Below are 24,437 nucleotides of genomic sequence, written 5' to 3' on the forward strand. Positions count from 1 at the left end.
GACGCCGCCGCGCTCGCCGCGGCGCGCACCAACGCCACGACCGACGCTCAGCTGAAGACCTACGGCGACCGCTACCTGGGTCAGAACCTGAAGCTGGGAACCGACTATCGGCTGGCGGCGTCCAATTTCAAATTCTCGGCCGACGGCAAGGTCCAGGCCACGGCCCAGGTAACCGTCACACCCTTCGTGGCGGGACTGGTCACCGGCGGGCCCATGACGATCAACGCCTCGACCGAGGTGGTCCGAGCCGACATGAAGGTCGAGATCGCCCTGGTGCTCGACACCACGGGCTCGATGAACGAGGGCGACAAGCTCGACGACATGAAGGACGCCGCCAAGGCCTTCATCGCCAAGATGAAGGATGTCTCGGACAAGCATGTCGAGCCTGACGCAGTGAAGATCTCGCTGGTGCCGTTCGCCAACGCCGTGCGGGTCGACGGCACGACGTATCGCAATTCGACGTGGGTGGATCAGAACGGCATCTCGCCGATCAACAATGAGATTTTCACCACGTCCAGCGGCACACAGTTCGCCAACCGCTTTCAGTTGTTCTCGACGCTGGCGGTCACCTGGCGCGGTTGCCTGGAGATGCGCAAGGCCCCTTACGACATCCAGGACGACGCGCCGACGACGGCGACCCCGGCCACGCTGTACACGCCGTACTTCGCAGTCGACGAGCCCGACAGCAAGACCAGCGGCTACGGCGACGATTACGACAACGACTACATCCCGGACAACACCAACAGCTCGAACTGGCGGGTGCGCCAGGGGATGGTCAACAAGTACGGCGGGAAGAAGAAGGCCACGCTGGACACCACCTTCGGCCCCAATGCGGGCTGCGGCATGTCGCAGATCCGCCGCCTGACGACCGACTTTACATCCCTAACCGGCTGGGTCGACGCGCTGAGCGCCAGCGGGAACACGAATATTCCGATCGGCCTCATGTGGGGGTGGAACACACTGACGCCGCATGCGCCGTTCAGCGACGGCTCGGCCTATGACGCCCCGAAGACGAAGAAGGTCATCGTGCTTATGACCGACGGCGAGAACACGATCTCGCAGCGCGATACGCCGAACGACGGCAGCTACGCGGCCACCGGCTACATCTGGCAGGGACGCGTGCTGAAGTCGAACAACACGCCCCTGCAGCAGGGGGCCTCGAAGGCCGAGCGGACCGCCGCCCTGGATTCCCGTCTCAGCAAGCTGTGCGACAACATCAAGGCCAAGCACATCGAGATCTATACGATCCGGGTGGAGGTCGACACGGGCACCAGCGACCTGCTGAAGAACTGCGCCTCAGGACGGGACTACTTCTACGACGTGCACAGCTCAGGGACGCTCACGCAGGTGTTCGAGAGCGTGGCCGGCCAAATCGCGGCCCTGCATCTCTCGCGCTAGACGGGCCTCAACGGCTCGTGAGGGTCAGGGGGCGGCTCCACCACGATGGGGTCGCCTGCCCTGACCTCGCCCCCCTGGAGAACCACGGCCATCACGCCAGCCTTGCGGACGGGCTCTCCATTTGGCCCGCGCCCCAGACAGGCCGCCATCAGGCCGGGCTCGAGCGCGTCCAGCTGCGTGCAGGGATTGCGCAGCCCGGTCACTTCCACAATCGCCTCTCCGCCCAGGCGCAGCCGCGCGCCGCGCGAGAGCGCAAGCAGGTCGACCCCGCGGGTGGTGATGTTCTCGCCCATCAGGCCCGGCGTCACTCGGTAGCCCAGGGGCTCGAGTTCGTCGTGCAACTCGGCGTGGATGAGGTGGACCTGACGCAGATTCGGCTGATCGGGGTTCTGCCGGACGCGGCTGCGGTGCTTCACCGTCGCGCCGTAGTGGGCGTCGCCCTCGACTCCCCGCCCCTCGACGAGGCGGATCATCAGTTGGTTCGGCTTGTCGACGCCATGACCGGACTTGCGGCTGACGGCCACGACGATCGCATGCGGGGCTTCCATCCGAGCCTAGCTAGCGGCGCGCCTGTCCCGTGGCCAGCCCACCCTGTGCCCGGCCGACCGGTTGGTGTATGCGGCGCGCATGACGGAGATCCTGGTCGACGCGCGGGGACATCGCTGTCCGGTCCCGACCCTGCGCCTGCGCAGGGCGCTGGAGGCCGCGCCGGCGGGCGCGCGGGTGCGGCTGTTGGCCGACGATCCCCTGGCCCGCATCGACGTGCCGCACTTCGCTGCCCAGGCCGACGCCGAGGTGATTGAGATGTCGGAGACGGACGGGGCGCTCAGCTTCGTGGTGGCGCGCCGCTAGTTCGGGTGCTCCGAGGCCAGCGGCACGCGGCGACTGTGGGCGGCGAGTTCGACCTCGGTCGCCAGCGCGCCCCCAAAGAAGATGGCGTTCACGTTCCAGGACAGCCAGATCAGGAAGATGACGACGGTCGCGACCGAGCCGTAGGTGGCGCCCAGCTGGACGATCTGCTCGACGTAAATCCCCAGCCCCCACGACGCAAAGATGCACAAGCCCGCCGCCACGATCCCGCCCAGCAGAGAAGCGCGCCATTCGACGGGCTCGCGCGACATGGCCCAGCGATAGATCAAGGTCATTCCCAGCGTCATCCCGACGCTGGCCCAGGTCCACTCGCTGTAGAGCCAAAGCGTGCCGCGCAGCGGCCGGAGGTCCAGGGTCTCGCCCAGGATTCGGAACGTGAAGAAGACCGCCGACAAGGCGCCGAGCGCGCCCATCGCCGCGATGAGCACCGCAAGCGCCAGCAGGTTGAAGCCCACGAAGCCGCGGGGCTTGTCCTCGTCGTGAATGAACGACAGGCCCGCAAGCAGCGCCTTGAACCCACGATGCGAGGCGTAGCCCCCGATGAACAGAGCCAGGCCGCTCTGAACCGACACCGTGGTGGGCGGCGCCTGGGACAGGCGGATCAGCTCGCTCTGGAAGATCAGACGCGCCGCATCCGGCATGACCTGAGCCAGCGTCTCGCCCTGCTGCGCCACCAACGCCGGATCGGCCAGGATCGAGTAGAGGCCCATCAGGATGGCGATGGCCGGGAAGATCGCCAGCATGACGAAGAACGAGACGCCGCCGTTATAGAGCATCACGTCGCGCCCCCAGAGGCGGGTCAGCGACTTGCCCAGGACGATGAGGCTGATCCGCAGGGCCATGAGGGGATCGAAATCCCGGGCCCGAAGGCGGGTGATCAGCGTTGGAAGTCTCATTCGGGCGGCATATCCGGGCCGACTCGGCCGCTAAAGGGGCCGCCCCATACCATAACGGCGCGCCGCCTGGGTTAGTAGGCAGCGCGCCGTCGATGGGCGTGTCGTTCCATCCGGATCGTCCGCCGCTTCGAGGGACGGGAGAGCGCGACGTCCGATCCGAGCATCAATCTCGCGCCGCGCGGCTGAACCCAGGCTGAACGGCGCCTTCACGCAAATTGGAGGTTGCAGCCTCAGCTCAGGCGAGGGCTCCGGCCGCCTTGAGCGCCCCGATCTCGCCCGCCGAGAAGCCCCAGTCGCTGAGCGCCTCCTGGTCGTGCGCGCCGATCGCCGGAGGCGGACCCTGGATCGCGCCCGGCGTGGCCGAGAAGCGCGGGGCAGGCGCCGGCTGGGTCACGCCCGCGACCTCGACGAACGTGCTGCGTGCGACGTTGTGCGGATGCTTCGGCGCCTCGTCCAGATCAAGGATCGGGGCGAAGCACACGTCGGTGCCGCCCATGATCTCGGTCCACTCGGCCTGGGTCTTCTGGGCGATCACGTTGGCCAGCTTCTCGCGCAGCTCGGGCCACATCCCGCGGTCGTGCTGCTTGGCGAAGTCGGGGTCGTTGATCCCGGTCTTCTGCAGCAGCAGAGCGTAGAACTGCGGCTCGATGGAGCCGATCGAGACCCACTTGCCGTCGCTGCACTGGTAGGTGTCGTAGAAGTGCGCGCCGCCATCCAGCAGGTTCTTGCGCCGCTCCTCCTTCCAGATGCCCGCGCCCTTCATGCCGTAGAACATCGCCATCAACGAGGCGGCGCCGTCGCTCATGGCGCAGTCCACAACCTGGCCCTTACCGGTCTCGCGGGCTTGGATGATCCCGGCCATCAGGCCGAAGGCGAGGTAAAGCGCCCCGCCCCCGAAGTCGCCCACCAGGTTCAGAGGCGGAACCGGTTTGTCGTCGGTGCCGATGGCGTGCAGGGCCCCAGTGATGGCGATGTAGTTCATGTCGTGGCCGGCGGAATGGGCCAGCGGGCCGGTCTGGCCCCACCCCGTCATGCGGCCGTACACCAGCTTGGGATTGCGCTTCAGCGCCACGTCCGGTCCCAGCCCCAGGCGCTCCATCACGCCGGGGCGGAAGCCCTCGATGATGCCGTCGGCGGCGTCCATCAGCTTCAGACAAGCCTCGACCGCCTCAGGCGTCTTCAGGTCCAGCGCCACCGAGCGGCGACCGCGCGCCGTCACATCGCTGGGCGCGCCGCGGCCCTGCCCCTTGCGGTCCACCCGGACCACGTCCGCGCCCAGGTCCGAAAGCAGCATGCCGCAGAATGGGCCCGGCCCGATGCCCGCGAACTCAACGATCTTCAGGCCGGTAAGCGGTCCCTGACGCATGCGTGTCTCCCTGGTCTTTCGCGGAATCTAACCGCCTTGCCGCTCGGTCAGCCAAGCCGCTGGATCAACCGCCGCCCGGCAGAGACTGACCGTCGTCGATGGTGATGACACTGCCGGTGATCGCCTTGGCGCCCGGACCCGCCAGCATCAGGAAGGCCTCGTCCAGATCCTCGGCGTCCATCAGGCGGCGACGCGGAAAGCCCTTCAACTGCTTCTGGCCGCCTTCGGTGGGCCACCAGGCATCGTTGATGGCGGTCTCGATATAGCCGGGGCACAGCGCGTTGACGGCCAGACCCTTGCGGGCCCATTCGCGCGCCATGCTGCGGGTCAGCATGGCCACCGCCGCTTTTGAGCCGCAGTAGGCCGAAAGACCCGGCAAGACGGTGTGGCTGGCGATCGACCCGATGTTCACGATCCGCCCCTCGATCCCGGCGGCGATCATCCGCCTCGCCGCTTCACGGGCCGCGAAGTAGGTCCCCCGGACGTTCACCGCGAAGGTGGCGTCGAAGTCCTCGATCGACAGGTCCAGGGCCAACCCTTCCCCGCCCACGCCGGCATTGTTGATCAGGATGCTGATGGGCCCCAGTTGAGCCGCCGCCGCGTCCAGTGCGGGACCGATGGCCTCGGCCTGGGCGACGTCCAGCGAGAGGGCGATGGCCTTGCCGCCCGCCGCGCAGATTTCATCGGCGAGGGCCGAAATCCGGTCGACCCGACGCGCGGTGATCGCCACCGCGGCGCCCCGTCGCGCCAGGAGCCGGGCGAAGTGCGCCCCCAGCCCGCCGCTCGCGCCCGTGATGAACGCGACACTTCCCGTCAGATCCGCAGTCAAAGACCAACCTCCCCGTGCGACAAGAAACCCTTCTGCAACCTGACCCAAGGTATGGGAAGACCTTCCGGCCGCGCGCGATTCCGTGCTCTGGATCGAATGGGCGCAATTGGATGAGGATATGACGGCAGGGGTCCAGGCGCGGGTTTTGATTTTGGCGCGCGACGATTCCACGGCCGGTCCCCTGGCCGAGGGACTTGATCGCCTTGGCTGGCGTACGCTCACGGCGCGCACAGAGGCTGCGGCCTGCGCGGCGTTGGCCGACCTGCAGATCCAGGCGGCCATCGTCGATATCGCCGGCGTCGAGGGCGCCCCTGAGGGCATCGCCGAGCGTCTGCGCGCCGCCTGCGCCCCAAGGCGTCTGCCCGTCATGGCTATGGGATCGCCGGATCCCTTGCTCCGCGACCGCGGCTTCGACGTGACTCTCGCAGGTCCGCTGCATCCGGCCCAGGCCGCCATGCGGCTGGAGACGCTGGTGCGCACCGCCGTGGCCGAGGAAGAGTTCGAGGTCAGGATCGAGACCTTCTCCGAGCGCGGCCATGCGCTTGACCCGCCCTCGAGCGATCCCACCGCCTTCCGGGTGCTGGCGATCGGCGAGCCGGCGCCGCAGTTCCTGGCCCTCTCCAACGCCCTCTCGCGCAATGGCGCCGAGGTGGTGGGGGCCTTCACCGCCTTTACCGCCTTCGACTATCTGCACGAAAAACCGTTCGACGCCGTCGTGCTCTGGGCAGGCGACAACCCGCACGAAGCGCTATCGATCGCAGCGGGCCTGCGCCGCAACACCCGCCTCTATCACACCCCCGCCCTGCTCTACATGCGCGCCGAGTCCGCGATGACGGCCTCTGAAGCCTTCCATCGTGGCATCTCGGACGTCGCCTCGCCCGACACGCCCGAATCCGAAACCGCGGTGCGCGTGGTTGAACTGGCCCGCGCGTATCGCCGGCAGAAATCGGTACGGACGGCGCTGGAACAGGCGCGCAACTCAGGCCTGATGGACGCCGCGACCGGCCTCTTCACCCGCGACCTCTTCGCCAGCCACCTGATGCGCCTGGCGCGCAGCGCCCGCGAGCGCAATCGCCCCTTGAGCGTCTGCATGCTGAAAGTCTCGGAGAAGGCTGAACTGAAGGCGCCGCGCGCGGGGGGCTGGGTGGCCCGCGCCGTGCCGCAGATCGGTTCGATGATCGGTCGACTGGTCCGCGTGGAAGACACGGCCGCACGTCTTGCGCCCGAGGTGTTCGCGCTGGCCCTGCCCGCGACGCCCCTGCATGCCGCCCGCGCCGCCGGCGAGCGCATCGCCGCCGTGATCGGTTGCACGGCCTTCGAAGCCGGCCAGGGCGCGACGCCCTTTGTGGTTGAGTTCGACCTGGGGGTCGCAGAAGTGGCGTCTCCCGAAAGTGTGGGTTACGCCTTGGAGCAGGCGGCCGCGATGGCGCACTCACTCAAGGCGAGCTGATGCTTCCGTTCTCTCCGGAGGGCCGCACGTTCGGCCCCGAGACCTGGTCCTACCTGATCCCGCTCCTCGTTATCGGCCTCGTGATCCTGCGCAATTCGCGGGCCCGCACACTCAAGGTCGAGCGCCTGTGGATCTCGCCCGCGATCCTGACGGCGCTGAGCCTCGCGGTCTTCGCGACAAGTCCGCCGCCGGGCCTGCTGGGAGTCGGCGTCGATATCCTCGCCGTCGGCCTGGGCGCGCTGCTCGGCTGGTGGCGCGGCCGCGCCAGCCGCTTCACCATCGACCCCGAGACCCATGTGGTCACCAGCCGCGTCTCGCCGATCGGCATGCTGCTGATCTTGGGGATCTTCGCCCTGCGCTACATTCTGCGCAGCGTGCTGGGCAGCGAGGCCTCGGTGCTGCACCTCACGGCTGCCGAGATCACCGACAGCTTCCTCCTGCTGGCGGTCGGCGTGGTCACCACCCAGCGCCTGGAGTGGTGGATCCGCGCCCGCCGCATGATCTCGGAGGCGAAGGCGACCGCGCGCTAGCGGCCGACGCCACGAGGCGGGGGCGGCTTCATCGCCTCCAGCGACCGGCTCTTCTCGCCCAGCCTGTCGCTGCATTCCCGGATCAGATCGTTGTAGCTGGCGGGCGCAATAGCCCGCGCCTCGCGCTTCACGGCGTCGGACAGATCAAAGCCTGGCGTGCGGCCTTCGACGCGGCCCGCATAGAAGAACATGCCCAGCGCGCCCCAGGACTTGTATTGCTCGTTGCGGCTCATCACGGCCATGCCGATGAAGCAGCGGACGTCCTGGCGGTTCGCGTCCCGAACCGATTCGTCCTCGGCGGCGGCCACAAGCGGCGTCGCGGCGAGCAAGCTCGCCGCCAGCAGAAGCATCCTCACGTTTCCCCCCGTCATCTGATGCGACGTGGCTGAAGGATGCGCCGGCTAACGGCGTTTCGCCAGAGCGCTACTTCCTGGGAGGCGTGGGCGCGCCCGGTCTCACCGACGCGGCGAGCCGCTGATTGACCGCATTCAGCTCCTGGCCACGGGCGTTGAGGTCGTTGGAGCAGCGCTGGAGTTCGGCCTTGGCCTGCTGGGGCGACATCTTGGCCGCCTCGGCCTTGATGATCGCCTCGATGCGGGACACCGCGCCGCGACCAGACAGGCGGCCGGTGTAGAAGATGACGCCCTTCGTGCCCTGCTCCTTCACCTTCGGATCACGGGCCACGACCTGCATCACCATCAGGCAGCGGACGTCGGCCTGATCAGCGGTCAGCGGCGCCTGGGCCGCGACGGGCCCGGCAGCGGCGGCCACCCCAGCGGTCAGGGCAAGCAAGCAGGCGACACGGCGCATCGGCGCATTCCTTTTCAGATCTACGCCGCCAGCCTGGCCAGCTCGGCGAGCACTTTCTCGGCGGCATCGAGGCGCTGTTTGGGCGTCTCCCACTCGCCCTTCACAACCACCTTGTTGTCCGGACGGATCCGCCAGGCGATCTGGTTCTTGGCCACAAAGGCGACGAGACCGGCCGGGTTCTTGAAGAACTCGTTCCGGAAGCTCACGACGGCGCCCTTCGGTCCCACGTCGATCTTGGCGACGTTGGCCTCGCGACACAGCCCCTTGATCGCAACCACCTTGAGCAGCTGGTCGGCCTCGGGAGGAAGCGGACCGAAGCGATCGATGAGTTCGGCGGCCAGAGCCTCGCGATCCTGCGCCTTTTCGGCCTCTGACAGGCGGCGATACAGCGACAGGCGCACCGTGAGGTCCGGCACATAGTCGTCGGGGATCAGGACAGCGGCGCCGGTGTTGATCTGCGGCGACCAGCCCCGGTCCGGGACTTCACCGGCGTCCACCAGGGCCTTCAGCTCGTTGACCGCATCCTCGAGCATCTGCTGGTACAGCTCGACGCCGATCTCGCGGATGTGGCCCGACTGTTCCTCGCCCAGCAGGTTGCCCCCGCCGCGCTGGTCCAGGTCGTGGCTGGCCAGCTGGAAGCCCGCCCCCAGGCTGTCCAGCGACTGCAGGACCTTGAGGCGCTTCTCCGCCGACAGCGTGATCTGCTTCTCGGCGGGCGTCGTCAGGTAGGCGTAGGCGCGCGCCTTCGACCGCCCAACCCGGCCGCGCAGCTGGTACATCTGGGCCAGGCCGAACATGTCGGCGCGGTGGATGATCATGGTGTTTGCGGTCGGGATATCCAGGCCGCTCTCGACGATCGTCGTCGACAGAAGGACGTCGTACTGGCCGTCGTAGAAGGCGGTCATCACCTCCTCGAGCTGCGTCGGCGCCATCTGACCGTGGCCCACGACGAACTTCACCTCAGGCACCTGCTCGCGGATGAACCGCTCCAGTTCGGGCAGGTCGCTGATGCGTGGGCAGACAAAGTAGGCTTGGCCGCCACGGTACTTCTCGCGCAGCAGGGCCTCGCGGATGACGACCGGGTCCCAGGGCGTGATGTAGGTCCGCACCGCCAGCCGGTCGACCGGCGGGGTGGCGATGATCGACATCTCCCGGATGCCCGAGAGCGACATCTGCAGCGTGCGCGGGATCGGCGTGGCGGTCAGGGTCAGCATGTGCACGTCGGCGCGAAGCTCCTTGAGCTTCTCCTTGTGCTTGACCCCGAAGTGCTGCTCCTCGTCGACGATCACCAGACCCAGGTTCTTGAAGCTGACCTGCTTCGAGAGCACCGCGTGCGTCCCGATGACGATCTCGACCTCGCCGTTCGACAGGCCGTCGCGAGTCTCGGCCTGCTCCCTGGCGGGCACCAGGCGCGACAGACGGCGTACGCGCACGGGCCAGCCCTCGAAGCGCTCGGAGAACGTCTTGTAGTGCTGACGCGCCAGCAACGTCGTCGGCGCCACGACCGCCACCTGCTGGCCGCTCATGGCCACCACGAACGCGGCCCGGAGCGCCACCTCGGTCTTGCCGAAGCCCACGTCGCCGCAGATCAGGCGGTCCATCGGCCGCCCGGCGCCCAGGTCCTCCAGCACGTCGCCGATGGCGTTGAGCTGGTCCTCGGTCTCCTCATAGGGGAAGCGGGCGCAGAATTCGTCGAACAGCCCGCTGGGCGGCTCGACCGCGTCGGTCATCTTGGTGGCGCGCTCGGCGGCGATGCGGATCAGACCGCCGGCCATCTCGCGCAGACGTTCCTTCGCCTTGGCCTTGCGCGCCTGCCAGGCCGCGCCGCCAAGGCGGTCGAGTTGTACGCCTTCGCTCTCGGCGCCGTAGCGGGTGAGCAGGTCGATGTTCTCGACCGGCAGGTACAGCTTGGCCTCGCCGCCGTACTGCAATTCCAGGGTGTCGTGCGGGGCGCCCTGGACGTCGAGGGTCTTCAGGCCCTCGTAGCGGCCGATACCGTGATCGATATGGACGACCAGGTCGCCGGGCGTCAGCGCCGAGGCTTCGGCCAGGAAGTTCGCCGCCCGCCTGCGCTTGCGCGGGCGCGCCAGGCGGTCGCCCAGGATGTCGGTCTCGGAGATGACCGCCAACGTGTCGGTCTCGAAACCCGCATCGAGCGGCAGGACAACGCGCTGAGGCTTCTTGGGATCGGCAGCCCTGGCCGCATCCCAGTACGGCGCGAGCGGCAGGGACTTCAGGCCATGGTCAGCCAGCATATGGCTCAGCCGGTCGGAGGAGCCGTCGGACCAAGAGGCGAACAGCACCCGTTTGCCGTCGGCCGATATCTTGTTGGCGTGATCGACCGTGGCCTCGAACAGATTGACACTGTCCAGCTTCCGCTCGGCCGAGAAGTTGCGGCCGGCGCGAGCGCCCATGTCGATGACCGCCTCGCCCTCGGCTTCATTGAAACCCGAGAAACGGCGGACCGGCCGAACCTTGAGCCGCTCGTCCCACTCGGCCGCGTCCAGGTAGAGACGCAGGGGCTCCAGCGGATGGTAGTGAGACTTCCGCTCGGTATTGGCCCGAGCGTCGTAGGCGTCTTCCACCATGGCCAGCCGTTCGTCACGGGCGTCGCGAGCCAGGTGATCCAGCGCTATGGCGGTGTTGTCGGGCAGGTAGTCGAACAGCGTCGCCAGGTCGGCGTAGAAGAGCGGCAGATAGTGCTCCATCCCCGCGCGCCGACCCCCCTCGGAGATGGTGTCGTACAGCGGGTCGCCGCCGGGGGCGCCGAACGTCTCCAGATAGCCGGTGCGGAAGCGGCTCACGGCGTCCTTGTCCAGCAGGGCCTCGCTGACGGGCAGCAGCGAGATCTCGCGGAGCTGCTTCGTCGAACGCTGGGTCTCGGGATCGAAGGCGCGGATGCTTTCCAGCGTGTCGCCGAACAGGTCCAGGCGCACCGGCTCCTCGGCCGAGGACGGGTAGACGTCGATCACTCCGCCGCGGATCGCGAACTCACCCTTTTCGGACACGGTCGAGGCGCGGCTGTAGCCGTTCACGGCGAAATAGCGCTCGACCTCGGCGATATCGACCGAGTTGCCGACCTTGGCCGAATAGCTGGCGCGCTGGACGGCGACCTTGGGGGGCACGCGCTGGATCAGGGCGGGCACGGTGGTGATCAACAGCCGCGGCTTGTCGTCCAGCCCCTGCCCCAGCCGCGACAGCGTCGCCATGCGTTGCGCAGCGACACCGGACGAAGGGCCGATCCGGTCGTACGGCAGGCAGTCCCACGCCGGAAACGTCAGGACCTCGACGCCCTGGCCAAAGAACGCGAAGGCGTCGGCAAAGGCCGACAGGCGCGCGGCGTCGCGGGCCACGAACACCGATAGCCCTTTGCGCGCCTTGACCATGTCGGCCATCACCAGGGCGTCGAAGCCCTCGGGCGCGCCCACCAGGTCGAGGCGACCGGGATCATCGGCCACCCGGCGCATGAGGGCCTGGCCGGAGGGCCGGTTGCCGTCAGCCACCGGCCTGACCCTTGGGAGAGATGCCCTTGTAGGCCTGATCGCGAAAGGCCTTGAGCTTGTTCATCAAGGGGCCGTCGAACTCGGCGGGCGTCGGCTCGCGCTCAAGGATCCAGCCGTATAGGTCCTGGTCCGGAACGTCGAGCAACCCCTCGAACCAGTTGAGTTCGTCAGGGGAGAACGTCGAGACGTGGATGTCCGCAAACGGCCCCAGAATGAGGTCCGCTTCCCTGAAGCCCCGGCGCCATGCGCGCAGCTTCAGTTTCTTAAGGCGTGCTTCGTCGGTGCTCATTCGAGGACGAGGGGATATAGGGCCCCCGGGCCCCGTGCGCCAGCGGAACTCGTCAGGTCGACGGGGCGGTGGCCTTTGTCTCGTTTGCGAAGGCCGGACCGTAGACCACCTGCTCTCTGCGCAGCGCGTCGATGTGGTCCTTGAGCGCCTTGTTGATCCGCTCGGCATGGATCATCTCACGCGCGACCGCTTCCGCCTGCGGCCCCGTGAGCGGCTGGACCTGCGAGCCGCGGATCCGATTGATCGTGAAGCTGTCGGCGCCCGGAAGGACGAACGGCTCACCGGTAGGCACCTTGGCTACGGCGGCTGAGAGCCGGGGGTCGGTACGCAGCGTATCCATGGGCAGCACGACACGCCGGTACGGCATCTGCCGCGCCTTCAGCACAGCCTCGGCCTCTTCCAGCGTCTTGGTCGGGAGGAAGGCCGCGACCATGTCGGGGGTATGGGCCTGGGGCACCTGCAGTTGATCGATCAGATAGCCCGTTCGCCGCGCGAACTGTTCCGGCCTGGACGCGATGAACGCCTTGACCTCATCCGGGGTCGGCTTGGGCGCCTTCGCGATGGTCGCGATCCGCTCCAGGTTGGCGTTGAACGATTCATCGGCGATCCGCTTGGCCTGCAGCGCGTCGGGAGACTTGTCCAGCCCCTGGGCCCGCGCCGCCTTGGCCAGCAGTTTGCGCAGGACGATCTCGTCCAGCGCGGCCTTGCGCGCCGCAGGGTCGGCGGCCTTGGCGACGCCCGAGATGGCCAGCTCGCGGTCCAGTTCCGCGATTGTGATCGTCTCCCCGCCCACGACGGCGGCGACGTCCTTGCCAGGCCCTCCTGAACTGCAACCCACCAAGACCAACGCAGCCAGCGCCGCGCCAAAAGCCCCTGCTCGCATCCCTGCCCCCAACTCTGGCCCGGCGCGCGGCCGGTGCGTACGGCGCATGATGCGCGGGCTCTCGCCGGAAGGCTATGGTGCAGTCATGCGGCCGGAGATTCTGTTCTCGCTCTATTCGCCGATCACGACCCTCAAAGGGGTCGGCCCCCGCGTCGCGCCGCTGCTCGAGCGCGTCGCGGGACCGATCGTGCGCGACGTCCTCTGGCTACGCCCGCACTCGGTCATCCGGCGCACGACCGGGACGCTCGCGGAAGCCATCGACGGACAGGTCATGACCTTCGACGTGGTCATCAACGACTTTCAGCGCCCGCGCACCAACGCCCAGCCGTGGCGCGTGCGGGTGGCGGACGAGACCGGGTTCCTCACCCTGGCCTTCTTCGGCGGCTTTGGCGGGCAGCTGGAACAGCGCCATCCCGTGGGCGCGCGTCGCCTGGTCTCGGGAAGGGTCGAAGAGACGAAATTCGGCCGACAGATGGTCCACCCCGACTACATCATCGATCCGGCCAAGGCCGAGGACATCCCCGAGATCGAGCCCATCTATCCGGCGACCGAGGGGTTGCCGCCACGCCGGGTCCGCGGCTTCGCCCTGGAGGCGCTGGCCCAAGCGCCTGACCTTCCCGAGTGGCAGGATCCAGCGTTCGTGTCGCGCGAGCGGTTTCCGACCTGGCGCGAGGCGCTGTCGCGCATGCACCATCCCGAGAGCGACGCCGACCTCTCGCCTCTCAGCGTCCACCGTCGACGGCTGGCCTATGACGAGGTGCTGGCCCACCAGCTGGCGATGGCCCAGCGCAAGGCGGCCCGCCGCCGGGAACCTGCGCCGACGATCCGGCCCGGCGCGCTCGCCGAAAGCGTCCGCGCCGATCTGCCCTTCGCGCTGACCGGAGCGCAGGAGCGGGCGCTGGCCGATGTGCGCGCCGATTTCCAGGCCGGCGAACGGATGAGCCGCCTGATCCAAGGAGATGTGGGGTCAGGCAAGACGGTGGTCGCGATGCTGGCCATGGCCGACGTGGCCGAAGCCGGCGGGCAGAGCGCGCTGATGGCCCCCACCGAGATCCTCGCGCGCCAGCACTTCGAGACGCTGTCCGCGCCCCTGGCGGCCCATGGCATCGGCGTCGTTCTGCTGACCGGTCGCGACAAGGGCGCCGCGCGGGCCGAGAAGCTGCGGGCCCTGGCCAGCGGCGCCGCGCAGGTCGCCGTCGGCACTCACGCCCTGTTTCAGGACGAGGTGGCGTTCCACAGGCTGCAGCTGGTGGTGATCGACGAGCAGCACCGGTTCGGCGTAGCCGAGCGCCAGCGGCTGCAGGCGAAGGGCGAGGCGGTGCATCTGGCGGCGATGTCGGCCACGCCCATCCCGCGGACCCTGGAGCTCACGATGTACGGCGACCTCGACGTCAGCCGCATCGACGAGAAGCCCCCCGGCCGCACGCCCGTAGCCACCCGCGCCGTGCCGATGCCTCGGCTGGACGAGATCGTGGGACGCCTGCGCGACGCGGTGACCGGCGGGGCCCAGGCCTTCTGGATCTGCCCCCTCGTCTCGGAATCCGAGGTCAGCGACCTAGCCGCCGCCGAGATGCGGGCGATCGCGCTGCGCGAGGTGCTGGGCGACAAGGTGGGTCTCGTCCACGGCCAGCTCAGCGGCGCCGAGAAGGACGCCGTCATGGCCGACTTCGCCGATGGCCGGATCTCGGTGCTGGTGGCCACCACGGTCGTCGAGGTGGGCGTCAACGTGCCCAACGCGACCATCATGGTCATCGAGCAGGCCGAGCGTTTCGGCTTAGCCCAGCTGCACCAGCTGCGCGGCCGGGTGGGCCGCGGTCGCCGCGAGAGCGCCTGTGTCCTGCTTTACGACCCGCCGCTCAGCGAGACCGCGCAACAGCGCCTTGACATCCTGCGGCGCACCGACGACGGGTTCGTCATCGCCGAGAAGGACCTGGAGCTGCGCGGCGGCGGCGACGCCCTGGGTCTTCGCCAGAGCGGTCTGCCCGACTACGTCTTCGCCGACCCGTTCGTCCACCGCGACCTCATCGCAACCGCCGGCGACGACGCGCGATTGATCGTCAACCGCGATCCGGGGATGACATCTGAGCGCGGCAAGGCGCTCAGGATCCTTTCGGAACTGTTCGACTGGAAGGCGGGCCTCGCCCTGCGAGACGCCGGCTGACGAAAATGTCGGATCGGGCCTGCTCCATTCGACCTTGGGCGTGACCCAATCCGGAGTGCGCCGTGAAATTCATTTGCCTCGTCTACGCCGAACCCGAAGCCCTTTCCCGCCTTTCCGCCCTGGAGAAGGCCGAGCTCGACCGCGATTCCCTCGCTTACGACAATGAGCTGGAGGCGGCTGGCCATTTCCTTGCCGCCTCGGCGTTGCAGGGTGTGCAGACTGCCCGCAGCGTCCGGGTGCGAAAGGGCAAGCCGCTGATTTTCGATGGTCCGTTCGCCGAGACCAAGGAAGTCCTCTGCGGCTTCATCTTCATCGAGGCCACCGACCGGGACGAGGCGCTGCGGATCGCACAGGGCATCCCCATGGCCCGGCATGGCACGATCGAGGTGCGGCCGGAGCTCGATATCGGCTGAGATCAGGCGATCGCCCGCGCCAGGCCCGCCAGGGCCTGACGCGTGGCGATCAGCGATTGGCCGAGAACCATTCCGCGCCACACGTCGGTGTCCACGTAGAAGGCGTCGCGCACCTGAGCCTTGATCGCCTGGCCCTCCGGGCTCAGGGGGTCGCCGTGGACGTGCAGCCAGTTGTCGGCGCGGAGGGCCTCGAGCACCTCGGCGGTCGCGACCGTGCCGTACTCCAGCGCGATCCCGGTCACCCGCGCATGGGCCATCAGCCTCGGCGCCGCGTCCAGCCAGTCGCCGGCCAGCTTGGCCGAAACCGACTCGCCGCCGCTCTGGCTGGCGACGGCCAGACCATGCCATTGGGCGGCGCGACGGTATTCGTCGGTGTTCGGCAAGGCGCTGACGATCTGTTCGGCATAGCCCTCGGGTCCGAGCCCGGTGTGATAGTCGATGATGCCGATGTCGCGGGCCGCGGAGAGCCGCTCCCGGAAGATCGCCTCCAGGGTCCGGCGCGACCAGGTGGGGCCCGTCCCGCCGTAGAATATCCCGTCGGGATGCGCGTACTGGCCGCCCGACATCGCCTGGACCAGCGCCGGAAAGCCATGCTCCCGGGCGTAGGCCAGCAGTTCCGCCCGTGACTGGTTGCGCGCGTCCTCGGTCCAGGCCTGCGGCTTAACGGCCTGCGCCAGCGCGTCGTAGGCCGGATTGGCAGGCAGCGGCTTGGCGAAGTCGATGAAGTTGCGGTTCAGGTCGACGTTCTCGTGCGTCACCCGCCGGCTCCAGGCGAAGCCGTAGGGGTTGATGGCGTGGATCAGCAGGACGGCGCCGCCGGTCGGGATGTGGGCCGCCTCCCCGCGCCGGAGCCAGTCGACCTGGGCGCCCGAGCCGCAGTGGCCCTCGACCCCATGGGTGGCCGAGACCAGGACCAGCACAGCTGCCGCGTCGGCGGGCCCGATCCAGGCCGTGTCAGTGGCGAGTTCGCCCCCGTCGGGCCCCTTCTCGGGATGGACGTAGCTGGCGATCGAGGCGCCCGCCGCCTGGGCCGCATCCAGGAACTTGCTGCGGGCCACGGCATAGGTGGCGCTGAAGGGCCCCTCCGCCACTAGACGCGCACCATCCGCTTGCCGCGGTTCTCACCGCCCAGCAGGCCGATCAGCGCCGCGGGCAGGTTCTCCAGGCCGTCGATGATGTCCTCCTGGACCTTGAGCTGGCCTGACGCGACCCAAGCCTGCAGATCGGCCAGGGCGCGGGCGTTCTGGTCTGCGAAATCCATCACCACGAAGCCGCGCAGCGTCAGGCGCTTGGTCACGATGAGCCCCGGAATGCCGCGAGGCCCATGCGGAGGCGGCGCGCCGTCATAAGACGAGAGCGCGCCGCAGCAGGCGATCCGGCCGTGGTTCTTCATGGCGAACAGGCAGGCCTCGAAGATGTCGCCGCCGGTGTTGTCAAAATAGACGTCGATCCCGTCGGGAACGGCAGCGCGCAGCTGGCGCTTGAACTCCGGGCTCTTGTAGTCGACGGCCGCATCGAACCCGAGCTCATCGGTCAGCCAGCGGCCCTTCTCCTCGCCCCCGGCGATGCCCACCACCCGGCAACCCTTGATCTTGGCGATCTGGCCCACGATCGAGCCCACCGAGCCCGCGGCGGCCGAGATGACGACGGTGTCGCCGGCTTTAGGCTGGCCGCACTCGAGGAAACCGAAGTACGCGGTCAGGCCCGCAACCCCGTAGACGCTGAGCAGGTGCGTCTCAGGCTTCAGGTCGGGCAGCTTCGACAGGTGCTTGCCCGGCAGCACGGCATACTCCTGCCAGCCGGCGTCGGCGAACACGAGGTCGCCGGGCTTCAGGTGATCGACATTGGACTGCACGACTTCCGAGAGCCCGCCGCCGGCCATCACCTGACCGCCCGCCAGCGCCGCGCGATATGTCGCTCCCTGCATCCAGGCCCGGTTGGCCGCGTCCAGCGAGATGTAGCGGGTCTTCAGCAGCACTTCGCCCGGGCCAGCCGTGGGCCGCTCTGCGGTCTGCAGGGCGAAGTGCTCGGGCGCGAGGCGCTCGCCGCCGGGCAGGCGGTCGAGCACGATCTGGCGGTTGGTCATGGGCGGTTCCCTCTCTTTGAGCGCGACCTAATCACTGCGCGCGCCACGCCGCCAGCCGGGCTTTCGCATCGGCTTCCAGGTCGGCGTAAAACAGGTTGAACCCCGGAGCCTTGCGCCGGTCGGCCCAACTGCCCGTAGGCTTGAGTGACGCCGAGCGGGGTCGGGTCACATGCAACACGCCATCCTCGCAGCGGGCCGCGACCTGACGGGCCATGAACGCCGGCCGCGCGCCCCATTCCAGCCCCGTCGCGTTGGCGGCGCCCAGGTGCAGGCGCATCGGCGCCGGCTGGTCGGTGACGGCGCCCAGGATCGGATTGAAGCACAACGCCGGCCGCGGACTGATGTTCTCGAGCTCTCCACGGGTGTTCCAGACCAGGGCGCGCTCGAGCAGTCGCTTGCCCGCGTCGAAGTCGCCTTCATAGACCGGCGCCCAGGCGGCCAGGCAGCCCGCCTGGCGCCGCTGGACGCAAGGCGCGATGGGCGGCGCGTCGGCGGGGCTCACGGTGTCGATGAGGTAGGCGGCCACCAGCCGGCTGCGCAGCGCCGGGTCGCGGGCGATCTCCTCGGTCAGCAGCCGCAGGCCCAGCGTGCCGCCCTGCTCCACGCCCACCAGGACAAACGGTCGGCCGCCGTTGTCCTGATCGACGTACCAGCGGAAGGCGTCGCGGATGTCCCCGTAGGCGAACTGCCGCGCCTCGCGGGCGTCCTCGCGCAGGGTGGTGAGGCTGTAGAGGCTGGCCTGGCGGTAGCGCGGCGCAAAGACCCGGCCCACACTGACGAAGGGGCCCACATAGTTGGGCGCCATCACGTTCTGGAACTGCCGGTTGGCGCGCTTGGCGTTCAGTCGCGAGTTCCAGTTGCGGCCGCCGTCATAGGTGGTCGGGGCGATGAAGAAAACGTCGGCGTCCAGCGGGTTGTTCGCCTGGGGCCGCAAATGCCAGGCCGCCTTCGTCGCGTAGTCGGGTCCAGGCGGCGGATCGTAGGTCTGGAAAGGCACCTTGGGGTCGAGGGCCGTCGAAACCAGATCGCCCCAGAACACCGCAATCCCTGCCGTCAGCACGATCAGCAGCGCGAGAAGCCCCGCGAGCCACCAGCGCGTGCGTCGCGGAGCCTGCGCCATGCTCAGCGGTACGGGTCCGGCTGGCTGAGGTAGCGCCCGACGTAGTCGCCGATCCCTTCCTCCAGGCCCGTGAGCGGGCGTTCATAACCGGCCGCGGCCAACCGGTGCATCTTCGCCTCGGTGAAGTACTGGTACTTGTCGCGGATCGCCGGCGGCATGGGCGTATACTCGATCTGGGCGTTTTTCCCCGCCGCCGCAAACACCTGCCGCGCCATGTCCTCGAAGCTGCGGGCGGTCCCGGAGCCCAGGTTGTAGATTCCATTCACCTGCGGGCTGTCGAGCAGCCAGCGGGTCACGTCCGCGACGTCGCGGACGTAGACGAAGTCCCGGTTCTGCCCGCCGTCGGCCACGTCGGGCCGATAGCTCTTGAACAACTGCACAGCGTGGCCCTCGCGCACCTTCGGCCAGATCTGCGAGGCCACCGACTTCATCGAGTGCTTATGCTCCTCGTTGGGCCCGTAGACATTGAAGAACTTGAGGCCCACCCACTGCGGCGGCGCGTAGTCCCGACCCGCCTGCCGCGCGGCGAACAGGTCGAACAGGGCCTTCGACCACCCGTAGGTGTTGAGGGGCTTCAGGCGGGCCAGCGCCTCATAGTCATTGTCGTCGTCGAACCCGTGCTCGCCGGCGCCATAGGTGGCGGCAGAACTGGCATAGATCAGCCGCCGCTGGCGATCGGCGCACCAGCGGAAGAGATCGCGGCTGAGCTGGAAGTTCGAGCGGATGATCTTATCGGCGTCGAGCTCGGTGGTGGACGACACCGCGCCCATGTGGACCACCATCTCGACGTCGCGCCAGCGCTTCTCCAGCCAGTCGAACATGTCCTCGGGGTGGACGAAGTCGCCGATGGGGTGCTTGGCGAGGTTGCGCCACTTGCCGGTCTCGACCTCGCGCAGCCGGTCGCAGACCACGAGGTCCAGCGAGCGGTCCTCGGCCAGTTTGGCCACGATATTCGAGCCGATGAAGCCGGCGCCGCCGGTGACGAAGACGATCCGCCTGCTCATCCCTTCGCCTCCTTGAGGGCCATGCGCGCGATCGCGGCGGTCGTGGACTGTCCATCGACGATGTCGGCCAGCCGAACGATGCCGCCCCAGGACTTCACCTCGGCGCCGCCGACCACCTGATCCTCCGAATAGTCAGCGCCCTTGACCAGGACGTCGGGCCGGGCCGCCTCGATCAGCTTGATCGGCGTGGCTTCGTCGAACGGCGCCACCAGGTCGACGCTGCGCAGTCCGGCCAGCACCAGGGCGCGAGACTCCAGATCGTTCACCGGCCGCCCCTCGCCCTTGAGCGCGCGAACCGAGGCGTCGGAGTTCACGCCCACGATCAGGCGGTCGCACCAGCTCCGGGCCTGGGCCAGATACGCCACATGACCCCTGTGCAGGATGTCGAAGCAGCCGTTCGTGAAGCCGATCCGCAGGCCCTGGGCGCGCCAACGGGCGACCTCCTCGACCATGCGCTGGGCCGTGGCGACCTTGCCCTCGGCCTGTGCGGTATGGGCCGACAGCACCGCCTCGATCAGTTCGTCCGGACCGACCGTGGCCGTTCCCGCCTTGCCGACCGCGACACCCGACGACAGCTGGGCGAAGGCGATGGCGTCATCCAGGCTGGCGTTCGCCGCCAGCGCCAGGCCCAGGGCCGCGAGCGCCGTGTCTCCGGCCCCCGAGGCGTCGAACACCTCGCGCGCGGTTGTGCGGAAGTGGCGCACCGGTTGGCCACGCAGGCCCAGCGACACGCCCTTGGCGGCGCGGGTCACCAGCACGCCCTTGGTCGCCCACAGTTCAAGCGCCCGGGCGATGGCGACTTCGATCTGTTCGTCGGTCTCGGTGGGCAGTTCGGTGGCGTACGACAGCTCGGCCGCGTTGGGCTTCACCAGGTCGACCTCGCCATAGCGGGCGAACGAGCGAGCCTTGGAGTCCACGATCAGCATGGCCCCGGTCTCGGCGGCGGCCTCCAGCGCGGCGGCGATGACCCCGTCGGTGACGACGCCCTTGCCGTAGTCCGAGATCATGATGACGCCGGCGCCGCGCGCGGCGTCGCGCAGCGTCCTGATGACCCGCTGCTCGACCTCGCCTGTGACCGGACGGCTCTCCTCGAGGTCGACGCGCAGCAGCTGCTGGCCGCTGGAGACAAAGCGCGTTTTCAGCGTGGTCGGCCGATCGGCGTCGGTGACGAGATAGCCCTCGATGGCCGGCTCTTCCTCGCCCACCAGACGAGACGCCTCGTGCCCCTCTCCGTCGCCGCCGACGAGGCCCACCAGGGCGACCGAGCCCCCGAGCGCGGCGACGTTGCGCGCCACGTTGCCGGCGCCGCCCAGCATCTTCAGCTCATGCGAGCGCGCGAGAACAGGAATAGGCGCCTCGGGCGATACGCGCGTCACCGCGCCATACACGAACCGGTCGACCATGAGGTCGCCAACGCACGCGACGCGGGTTCCGGGAAGCGCGCCGAGCAGGCTCTGGAGTGCGGCCAAATCCATGGCGCTAGCCTGTGCGTCGCGTCGGCGAGCCGGTCAAGCGGCGCGCACGGCCTGGTGCACGGCCTTCAGCGTCGCCAGCAGCGCGGCCGCATCCGTCACGGGCAGCGCGCTGGGGCCATCGCACAGCGCCCTATCGGGATCGGGGTGGAACTCCAGGAAGACGCCGTCGGCCCCGGCCGCAACCGCCGCCTTGGCGATAATCGGCACGCCCTCTCGCCGGCCGCCCGTCGCGATGCTGTTGCCCCTAGGGTCGGCGCCCGGCAGCTGGACCGCATGGGTGGCGTCGATCGTAACCGGCACGCCCAGCTCCTTCATCCGGCCGATGCCCAGCATGTCGACGACCAAGTTGTTGTAGCCGAACGAGGCCCCGCGCTCGCACAGGATGGTGAGGTCCTTGCCGTCGGTGGCGTCACGGATCTTGTCGACGATCGCGCGCGTGTCCCAGGGCGCCAGGAACTGGGCCTTCTTTACGTGCAGCAGACCCCCTGCCGCGGCGGTCGCGCGGGCCGTGGCGACCACCAGGTCAGTCTGTCGACACAGAAAGGCTGGGATCTGGACCAGGTCCGCGACCGCGGCCACGGGCTCGGCTTGGTCGATCTCATGCAGATCGGTACAGATCGGCACATCCAGCTCTGTCTTCACCGCCGCCAGCATTTTCAGGCCCTCGGCCAGGCCAGGCCCGCGATAACTGGTGATCGACGAGCGGTTCGCCTTGTCGAAACTGGCCTTGAAAACATAGGGCAGCCCAAGATCCGCGCAGGTCGTCTTCAGCTCGCGCCCGACCTCCAGCGCCATATCCAGGTCTTCGAAGACGTTGATCCCGGCGATCACGACCAGGGGACATCCGTCGCCGATGGAGAGGTTGCGGCTCTTCAGGGTGAGGACGGCCATGATATTCCTTGCACAGGCAGTGGCGCCCTAAGTCGCCCGGCGCGTTGATCAGTCAAGACCCATTGGAGCAACTTCGATCGCCGCGCGTCCCTTCGAGTGTCTTGACCGTATCCCTCGGGCATCCGATAGCGCGCACCGCTGTCGGCGTTTATCCTCGGCATGCGTATGGGGGCGTCAGGAATGGTTAGAGGTTCGCCAGTGACGGACCTTTCAGGAACGCCGTTTGTGTTTCGGACGGCGGCCCGGACGATCATCCGGAACTGGAACACGGGGATCATGACCTTCGTGTTGCCGGATGGCCGCGAGATTCGGCTGGAGGGCGCGACGCCTGGCCCCGAGGCGCGCCTGATCGTCAACGACTACGACTTTATCAAGCGCACCATCTCGAACGGGACCATCGGCTTCGGCGAAGGCTACATGGCCGGCGAGTGGGACACCCCCGACCTTTCGGTGCTGCTGGAGGTGCTGGCCTCGAACTACGCCCGCTTCGAAAAGGTCTCGTTCGGCAACCGGTTCATGGCCGCGCTCAACGTGCTCGAGCATGCGTTCGGCAACGCCAACAGCCGGGCGGGGTCGAAGAAGAATATCCAGGCTCACTACGACCTGGGCAACGCCTTCTATGAGCGATGGCTCGATTCCTCGATGACCTACTCGGCGGCGCGGTTCGAGAAGCCCGGCGAGAAGCTGTCAGAGGCCCAGGCCCGCAAGTACCGGACGCTGTGCGAGAGCATGGGGCTGGCTCGCGACCACCACGTGCTGGAGATCGGCTGCGGCTGGGGCGGCTTCGCCGAGTTCGCGGCCAAGGACGTGGGTGCCAAGGTCACCGCCATCACGATCTCGGAAGAACAGTTCAAGTTCGCCAAGGAGCGGATGTTCCGCCAGGGCCTGAACGAGCGGGCAGACATCCGGCTGGTGGACTATCGCGACGTGGGGGGCCAGTTCGACCGGGTGGCCTCCATCGAGATGTTCGAGGCCGTCGGCGAGCGCTACTGGCCCACCTATTTCGACAAGGTGCGCGAGAGCCTGAAGCCCGGCGGCCAGGCCGGCCTGCAGATCATCACGATCCGCGACGAGTACTTCGAGCACTACAAACGCACGCCCGACTTCATCCAGAAGTACATTTTCCCGGGCGGCATGCTGCCGTCGGAGGAAAGGCTCAGGGCGGCCACCGACCGCGCGGGCCTCTCGTGGGGGCCCATCAGCCGCTTCGGCGTCCACTATGCCGACACGCTGGCCGAGTGGGCGCGACGGTTCGAAGCGGCCTGGGACGAGATCGTGCACCTGGGCTTCGACGAGCGGTTCCGCAAGCTGTGGCGCTTCTACCTCAGCTACTGCGAAGCCGGCTTCCGCACCGCGCGGACCGACGTGGTGCAACTCAGCCTGATGCGCGGCTGAGCGGCTCTGGCGCCGTCGCTCAGCCGCGCCGCGGCCCCAACGCCCGCGAGCCCCGGAGCGCCGAGCCGGCCCAAAAGAACCCTGCGAGCATGAGGACCCACGCCTGCGGCTCGGGCACCCCGCCGCCGATGGGCGTCACGGCATTGAAGACGCCGGACTGGGAAGTGACCTCGACACCTGAGACGCCGAATCTCGTCGTCGCCGTATGCGAGAAGTCGACAGAAGAACCGCGTTGGGCTTGGACGTCCAACTGCATCCGCATCGCATAGGTCGTTTATTGGGCCAGAGGCAGTAGGGCTGAGAACCCGAAAGCGATATCGCCGCCCGAGCCGGACACGCCCGCGTTAGGATTGATCCAGCCGCCTGATACGACGGTTCCGGTCCCGGAGTTGAAATTGACGATCAGTGGCGTCCCGAAGCTGCCTGACACCACTGGCGTCAGCATCAGATAGGCCGACACGAGGGCGTTTCCGGCAAACTGTTCCGTGACCCTACCGTCGATGTTGAGGAACACCTCTGCGAGGCCATCGGCGCGGGTGGGCGTGAACGTGAGCAGATCGGTGATAACGGCCTGGGCGTTGGCCTCACCGCTCACGTTGCAGGCGGTGCCGGCGCCGAAGGCGAAAGGTCCATCGCAATTGCCGCTCGCCCTGGCTCTGAGCAGTCCGGACGCCAGATCGGCCATGGCCATGGCTTGAGCGGTCCCAGTCGCGGTCGGACCCGCAAATGGGAACGTGTATGTCGTATCGCTGGTGGCGACCTGGGTCGGCACCGGGCCGGCGTCAAACCGGCTGAACGATTGTGTCCCGGTCGCAGTCGTCGCCCCCGGGGGCGAAACGCCAGCGCCGAAACGCACGGCGCGGCTAAAGGCGCTCGCTGACGCGCCCGACGAGTACGTCACGTCCGCGCGGGCTTCCGCGGCGGCGCTCGCGAGCGCCAAGCATGTCAATGCGGCGATACGAGCGCCCGCGCCGGATGATCTGATCCTGAACTGCATCGTCATTCCCCCCATCACCAACCGCCACCCTGATGCGACACTGGCGGCGCGGCCATCGCCATTCGGTGGGT

Annotated in this window: 23 protein-coding genes; 7 read left to right on the forward strand and 16 right to left on the reverse strand. The window is 68.3% G+C overall.

The features are described from left to right. Positions 1 to 1,398 (forward strand): vWA domain-containing protein (locus EPN98_RS20085; RefSeq protein ID WP_293364710.1); only part of this gene is annotated, 1,398 nt, incomplete at its 5' end. Here EPN98_RS20085 and EPN98_RS20090 read toward each other — a convergent pair. Continuing rightward, positions 1,395 to 1,946 carry an MOSC domain-containing protein gene (locus EPN98_RS20090; protein ID WP_293364711.1) on the reverse strand — a complete coding sequence of 184 codons (552 nt, stop codon included), beginning with the start codon at positions 1,944 to 1,946 and terminating at the stop codon, positions 1,395 to 1,397. The two genes, EPN98_RS20085 and EPN98_RS20090, sit on opposite strands and share 4 nt — an antisense overlap. 79 nt (positions 1,947 to 2,025) lie before the next feature. Between EPN98_RS20090 and EPN98_RS20095 the strand changes: the two genes are divergently transcribed. Next, positions 2,026 to 2,250: a sulfurtransferase TusA family protein gene (locus EPN98_RS20095; RefSeq protein WP_293364712.1), complete on the forward strand. Its 225-nt coding sequence runs from the start codon at positions 2,026 to 2,028 to the stop codon at positions 2,248 to 2,250. Here EPN98_RS20095 and EPN98_RS20100 read toward each other — a convergent pair. The 3 genes from EPN98_RS20100 to EPN98_RS20110 all read right to left on the reverse strand — a co-directional run bounded on the left by EPN98_RS20100 (position 2,247) and on the right by EPN98_RS20110 (position 5,359). Then, a complete protein-coding gene (locus tag EPN98_RS20100) occupies positions 2,247 to 3,164 on the reverse strand; it encodes a YihY/virulence factor BrkB family protein (RefSeq protein ID WP_293364713.1) in 918 nt (305 codons plus the stop codon). The two genes, EPN98_RS20095 and EPN98_RS20100, sit on opposite strands and share 4 nt — an antisense overlap. Before the next feature lie 235 nt (positions 3,165 to 3,399). Further along, entirely contained in the window at positions 3,400 to 4,530 is a 1,131-nt protein-coding gene (locus EPN98_RS20105) for a CaiB/BaiF CoA-transferase family protein (RefSeq protein WP_293364714.1), read from the reverse strand. Between the two features lie 64 nt (positions 4,531 to 4,594). Beyond that, entirely contained in the window at positions 4,595 to 5,359 is a 765-nt protein-coding gene (locus EPN98_RS20110; RefSeq protein ID WP_293364715.1) for an SDR family NAD(P)-dependent oxidoreductase, read from the reverse strand. 118 nt (positions 5,360 to 5,477) lie between these two features. Between EPN98_RS20110 and EPN98_RS20115 the strand changes: the two genes are divergently transcribed. Continuing rightward, positions 5,478 to 6,809 (forward strand): diguanylate cyclase, encoded by a 1,332-nt coding sequence (locus EPN98_RS20115; RefSeq protein ID WP_293364716.1) that lies wholly within the window; start codon positions 5,478 to 5,480, stop codon positions 6,807 to 6,809. Further along, positions 6,809 to 7,339 (forward strand): CcdC protein domain-containing protein, encoded by a 531-nt coding sequence (locus tag EPN98_RS20120; protein ID WP_293364717.1) that lies wholly within the window; start codon positions 6,809 to 6,811, stop codon positions 7,337 to 7,339. The genes EPN98_RS20115 and EPN98_RS20120 overlap by 1 nt, the downstream gene beginning before the upstream one ends. Here the strand turns inward: EPN98_RS20120 and EPN98_RS20125 are convergent. The 5 genes from EPN98_RS20125 to EPN98_RS20145 form a co-directional block, all read right to left on the reverse strand. Continuing rightward, the gene (locus tag EPN98_RS20125) at positions 7,336 to 7,695 is read right to left on the reverse strand and encodes a hypothetical protein (protein ID WP_293364718.1); all 360 of its coding nucleotides are present in this window, start codon (positions 7,693 to 7,695) and stop codon (positions 7,336 to 7,338) included. The genes EPN98_RS20120 and EPN98_RS20125 overlap by 4 nt on opposite strands. Positions 7,696 to 7,762: 67 nt before the next feature. Continuing rightward, the gene (locus EPN98_RS20130; RefSeq protein ID WP_293364719.1) at positions 7,763 to 8,149 is read right to left on the reverse strand and encodes a hypothetical protein; all 387 of its coding nucleotides are present in this window, start codon (positions 8,147 to 8,149) and stop codon (positions 7,763 to 7,765) included. Positions 8,150 to 8,169: 20 nt separating this feature from the next. After that, on the reverse strand, positions 8,170 to 11,616 hold the full coding sequence (gene mfd / locus EPN98_RS20135; RefSeq protein WP_293364740.1) for a transcription-repair coupling factor: 3,447 nt from the start codon (positions 11,614 to 11,616) through the stop codon (positions 8,170 to 8,172). 28 nt (positions 11,617 to 11,644) lie between these two features. Then, positions 11,645 to 11,941, reverse strand: coding sequence for a succinate dehydrogenase assembly factor 2 (locus tag EPN98_RS20140; RefSeq protein WP_293364720.1), 297 nt, complete (start codon positions 11,939 to 11,941; stop codon positions 11,645 to 11,647). A gap of 52 nt (positions 11,942 to 11,993) precedes the next feature. Further along, on the reverse strand, positions 11,994 to 12,872 hold the full coding sequence (locus tag EPN98_RS20145; RefSeq protein WP_366558505.1) for a peptidylprolyl isomerase: 879 nt from the start codon (positions 12,870 to 12,872) through the stop codon (positions 11,994 to 11,996). Positions 12,873 to 12,909: 37 nt separating this feature from the next. Here EPN98_RS20145 and recG point away from each other — a divergent pair, with 37 nt between their 5' ends. Next, positions 12,910 to 14,985, forward strand: coding sequence for an ATP-dependent DNA helicase RecG (gene recG, locus EPN98_RS20150; RefSeq protein ID WP_293364722.1), 2,076 nt, complete (start codon positions 12,910 to 12,912; stop codon positions 14,983 to 14,985). A 62-nt stretch (positions 14,986 to 15,047) separates the two neighbouring features. After that, positions 15,048 to 15,398, forward strand: a complete 351-nt coding sequence (locus EPN98_RS20155) for a YciI family protein (RefSeq protein WP_293364723.1) — start codon at positions 15,048 to 15,050, stop codon at positions 15,396 to 15,398. A gap of 2 nt (positions 15,399 to 15,400) precedes the next feature. Here the strand turns inward: EPN98_RS20155 and EPN98_RS20160 are convergent, their stop codons facing one another. From EPN98_RS20160 to kdsA, 6 genes are read right to left on the reverse strand one after another with little or no spacing between them, the layout of a single operon-like run. Next, positions 15,401 to 16,489: a M14 family metallopeptidase gene (locus EPN98_RS20160; protein ID WP_293364724.1), complete on the reverse strand. Its 1,089-nt coding sequence runs from the start codon at positions 16,487 to 16,489 to the stop codon at positions 15,401 to 15,403. After that, positions 16,489 to 17,484, reverse strand: a complete 996-nt coding sequence (locus EPN98_RS20165) for an NADP-dependent oxidoreductase (RefSeq protein WP_293364725.1) — start codon at positions 17,482 to 17,484, stop codon at positions 16,489 to 16,491. The genes EPN98_RS20160 and EPN98_RS20165 overlap by 1 nt, the downstream gene beginning before the upstream one ends. A 31-nt stretch (positions 17,485 to 17,515) precedes the next feature. Continuing rightward, a complete protein-coding gene (locus tag EPN98_RS20170; protein WP_293364726.1) occupies positions 17,516 to 18,604 on the reverse strand; it encodes a DUF3089 domain-containing protein in 1,089 nt (362 codons plus the stop codon). A 2-nt stretch (positions 18,605 to 18,606) separates the two neighbouring features. After that, positions 18,607 to 19,608, reverse strand: coding sequence for an ADP-glyceromanno-heptose 6-epimerase (gene rfaD, locus EPN98_RS20175; protein ID WP_293364727.1), 1,002 nt, complete (start codon positions 19,606 to 19,608; stop codon positions 18,607 to 18,609). Next, positions 19,605 to 21,083, reverse strand: coding sequence for a D-glycero-beta-D-manno-heptose 1-phosphate adenylyltransferase (rfaE2, locus tag EPN98_RS20180; RefSeq protein ID WP_293364728.1), 1,479 nt, complete (start codon positions 21,081 to 21,083; stop codon positions 19,605 to 19,607). The genes rfaD and rfaE2 overlap by 4 nt, the downstream gene beginning before the upstream one ends. A 33-nt stretch (positions 21,084 to 21,116) precedes the next feature. Further along, positions 21,117 to 21,974, reverse strand: coding sequence for a 3-deoxy-8-phosphooctulonate synthase (kdsA, locus tag EPN98_RS20185; protein ID WP_293364729.1), 858 nt, complete (start codon positions 21,972 to 21,974; stop codon positions 21,117 to 21,119). A gap of 180 nt (positions 21,975 to 22,154) precedes the next feature. Between kdsA and EPN98_RS20190 the strand changes: the two genes are divergently transcribed. Beyond that, positions 22,155 to 23,369 (forward strand): cyclopropane-fatty-acyl-phospholipid synthase family protein, encoded by a 1,215-nt coding sequence (locus tag EPN98_RS20190; protein ID WP_293364730.1) that lies wholly within the window; start codon positions 22,155 to 22,157, stop codon positions 23,367 to 23,369. A 274-nt stretch (positions 23,370 to 23,643) separates the two neighbouring features. On the opposite strand, the gene EPN98_RS20195 is transcribed toward EPN98_RS20190, so the two are convergent. Beyond that, on the reverse strand, positions 23,644 to 24,366 hold the full coding sequence (locus tag EPN98_RS20195; RefSeq protein WP_293364731.1) for a hypothetical protein: 723 nt from the start codon (positions 24,364 to 24,366) through the stop codon (positions 23,644 to 23,646). Between the last annotated feature and the right edge of the window lie 71 nt (positions 24,367 to 24,437).

The organism is Phenylobacterium sp. (assembly GCF_004299445.1).
Taxonomy (GTDB): Bacteria; Pseudomonadota; Alphaproteobacteria; order Caulobacterales; family Caulobacteraceae; genus Phenylobacterium.

Excerpts from the sequence above, each read along its gene's own strand:
- EPN98_RS20090 (WP_293364711.1), bottom strand. The coding sequence starts at position 1,946 with ATGGAAGCCCCGCATGCGATCGTCGTGGCCGTCAGCCGCAAGTCCGGT.
- EPN98_RS20095 (WP_293364712.1), top strand. The coding sequence starts at position 2,026 with ATGACGGAGATCCTGGTCGACGCGCGGGGACATCGCTGTCCGGTCCCG.
- EPN98_RS20100 (WP_293364713.1), bottom strand. The coding sequence starts at position 3,164 with ATGAGACTTCCAACGCTGATCACCCGCCTTCGGGCCCGGGATTTCGAT.
- EPN98_RS20105 (WP_293364714.1), bottom strand. The coding sequence starts at position 4,530 with ATGCGTCAGGGACCGCTTACCGGCCTGAAGATCGTTGAGTTCGCGGGC.
- EPN98_RS20115 (WP_293364716.1), top strand. The coding sequence starts at position 5,478 with ATGACGGCAGGGGTCCAGGCGCGGGTTTTGATTTTGGCGCGCGACGAT.
- EPN98_RS20120 (WP_293364717.1), top strand. The coding sequence starts at position 6,809 with ATGCTTCCGTTCTCTCCGGAGGGCCGCACGTTCGGCCCCGAGACCTGG.
- EPN98_RS20130 (WP_293364719.1), bottom strand. The coding sequence starts at position 8,149 with ATGCGCCGTGTCGCCTGCTTGCTTGCCCTGACCGCTGGGGTGGCCGCC.
- mfd (WP_293364740.1), bottom strand. The coding sequence starts at position 11,616 with ATGCGCCGGGTGGCCGATGATCCCGGTCGCCTCGACCTGGTGGGCGCG.
- EPN98_RS20140 (WP_293364720.1), bottom strand. The coding sequence starts at position 11,941 with ATGAGCACCGACGAAGCACGCCTTAAGAAACTGAAGCTGCGCGCATGG.
- EPN98_RS20145 (WP_366558505.1), bottom strand. The coding sequence starts at position 12,872 with ATGCGCCGTACGCACCGGCCGCGCGCCGGGCCAGAGTTGGGGGCAGGG.
- recG (WP_293364722.1), top strand. The coding sequence starts at position 12,910 with ATGCGGCCGGAGATTCTGTTCTCGCTCTATTCGCCGATCACGACCCTC.
- EPN98_RS20165 (WP_293364725.1), bottom strand. The coding sequence starts at position 17,484 with ATGACCAACCGCCAGATCGTGCTCGACCGCCTGCCCGGCGGCGAGCGC.
- EPN98_RS20170 (WP_293364726.1), bottom strand. The coding sequence starts at position 18,604 with ATGGCGCAGGCTCCGCGACGCACGCGCTGGTGGCTCGCGGGGCTTCTC.
- rfaD (WP_293364727.1), bottom strand. The coding sequence starts at position 19,608 with ATGAGCAGGCGGATCGTCTTCGTCACCGGCGGCGCCGGCTTCATCGGC.
- rfaE2 (WP_293364728.1), bottom strand. The coding sequence starts at position 21,083 with ATGGATTTGGCCGCACTCCAGAGCCTGCTCGGCGCGCTTCCCGGAACC.
- kdsA (WP_293364729.1), bottom strand. The coding sequence starts at position 21,974 with ATGGCCGTCCTCACCCTGAAGAGCCGCAACCTCTCCATCGGCGACGGA.
- EPN98_RS20190 (WP_293364730.1), top strand. The coding sequence starts at position 22,155 with ATGGTTAGAGGTTCGCCAGTGACGGACCTTTCAGGAACGCCGTTTGTG.
- EPN98_RS20195 (WP_293364731.1), bottom strand. The coding sequence starts at position 24,366 with ATGCAGTTCAGGATCAGATCATCCGGCGCGGGCGCTCGTATCGCCGCA.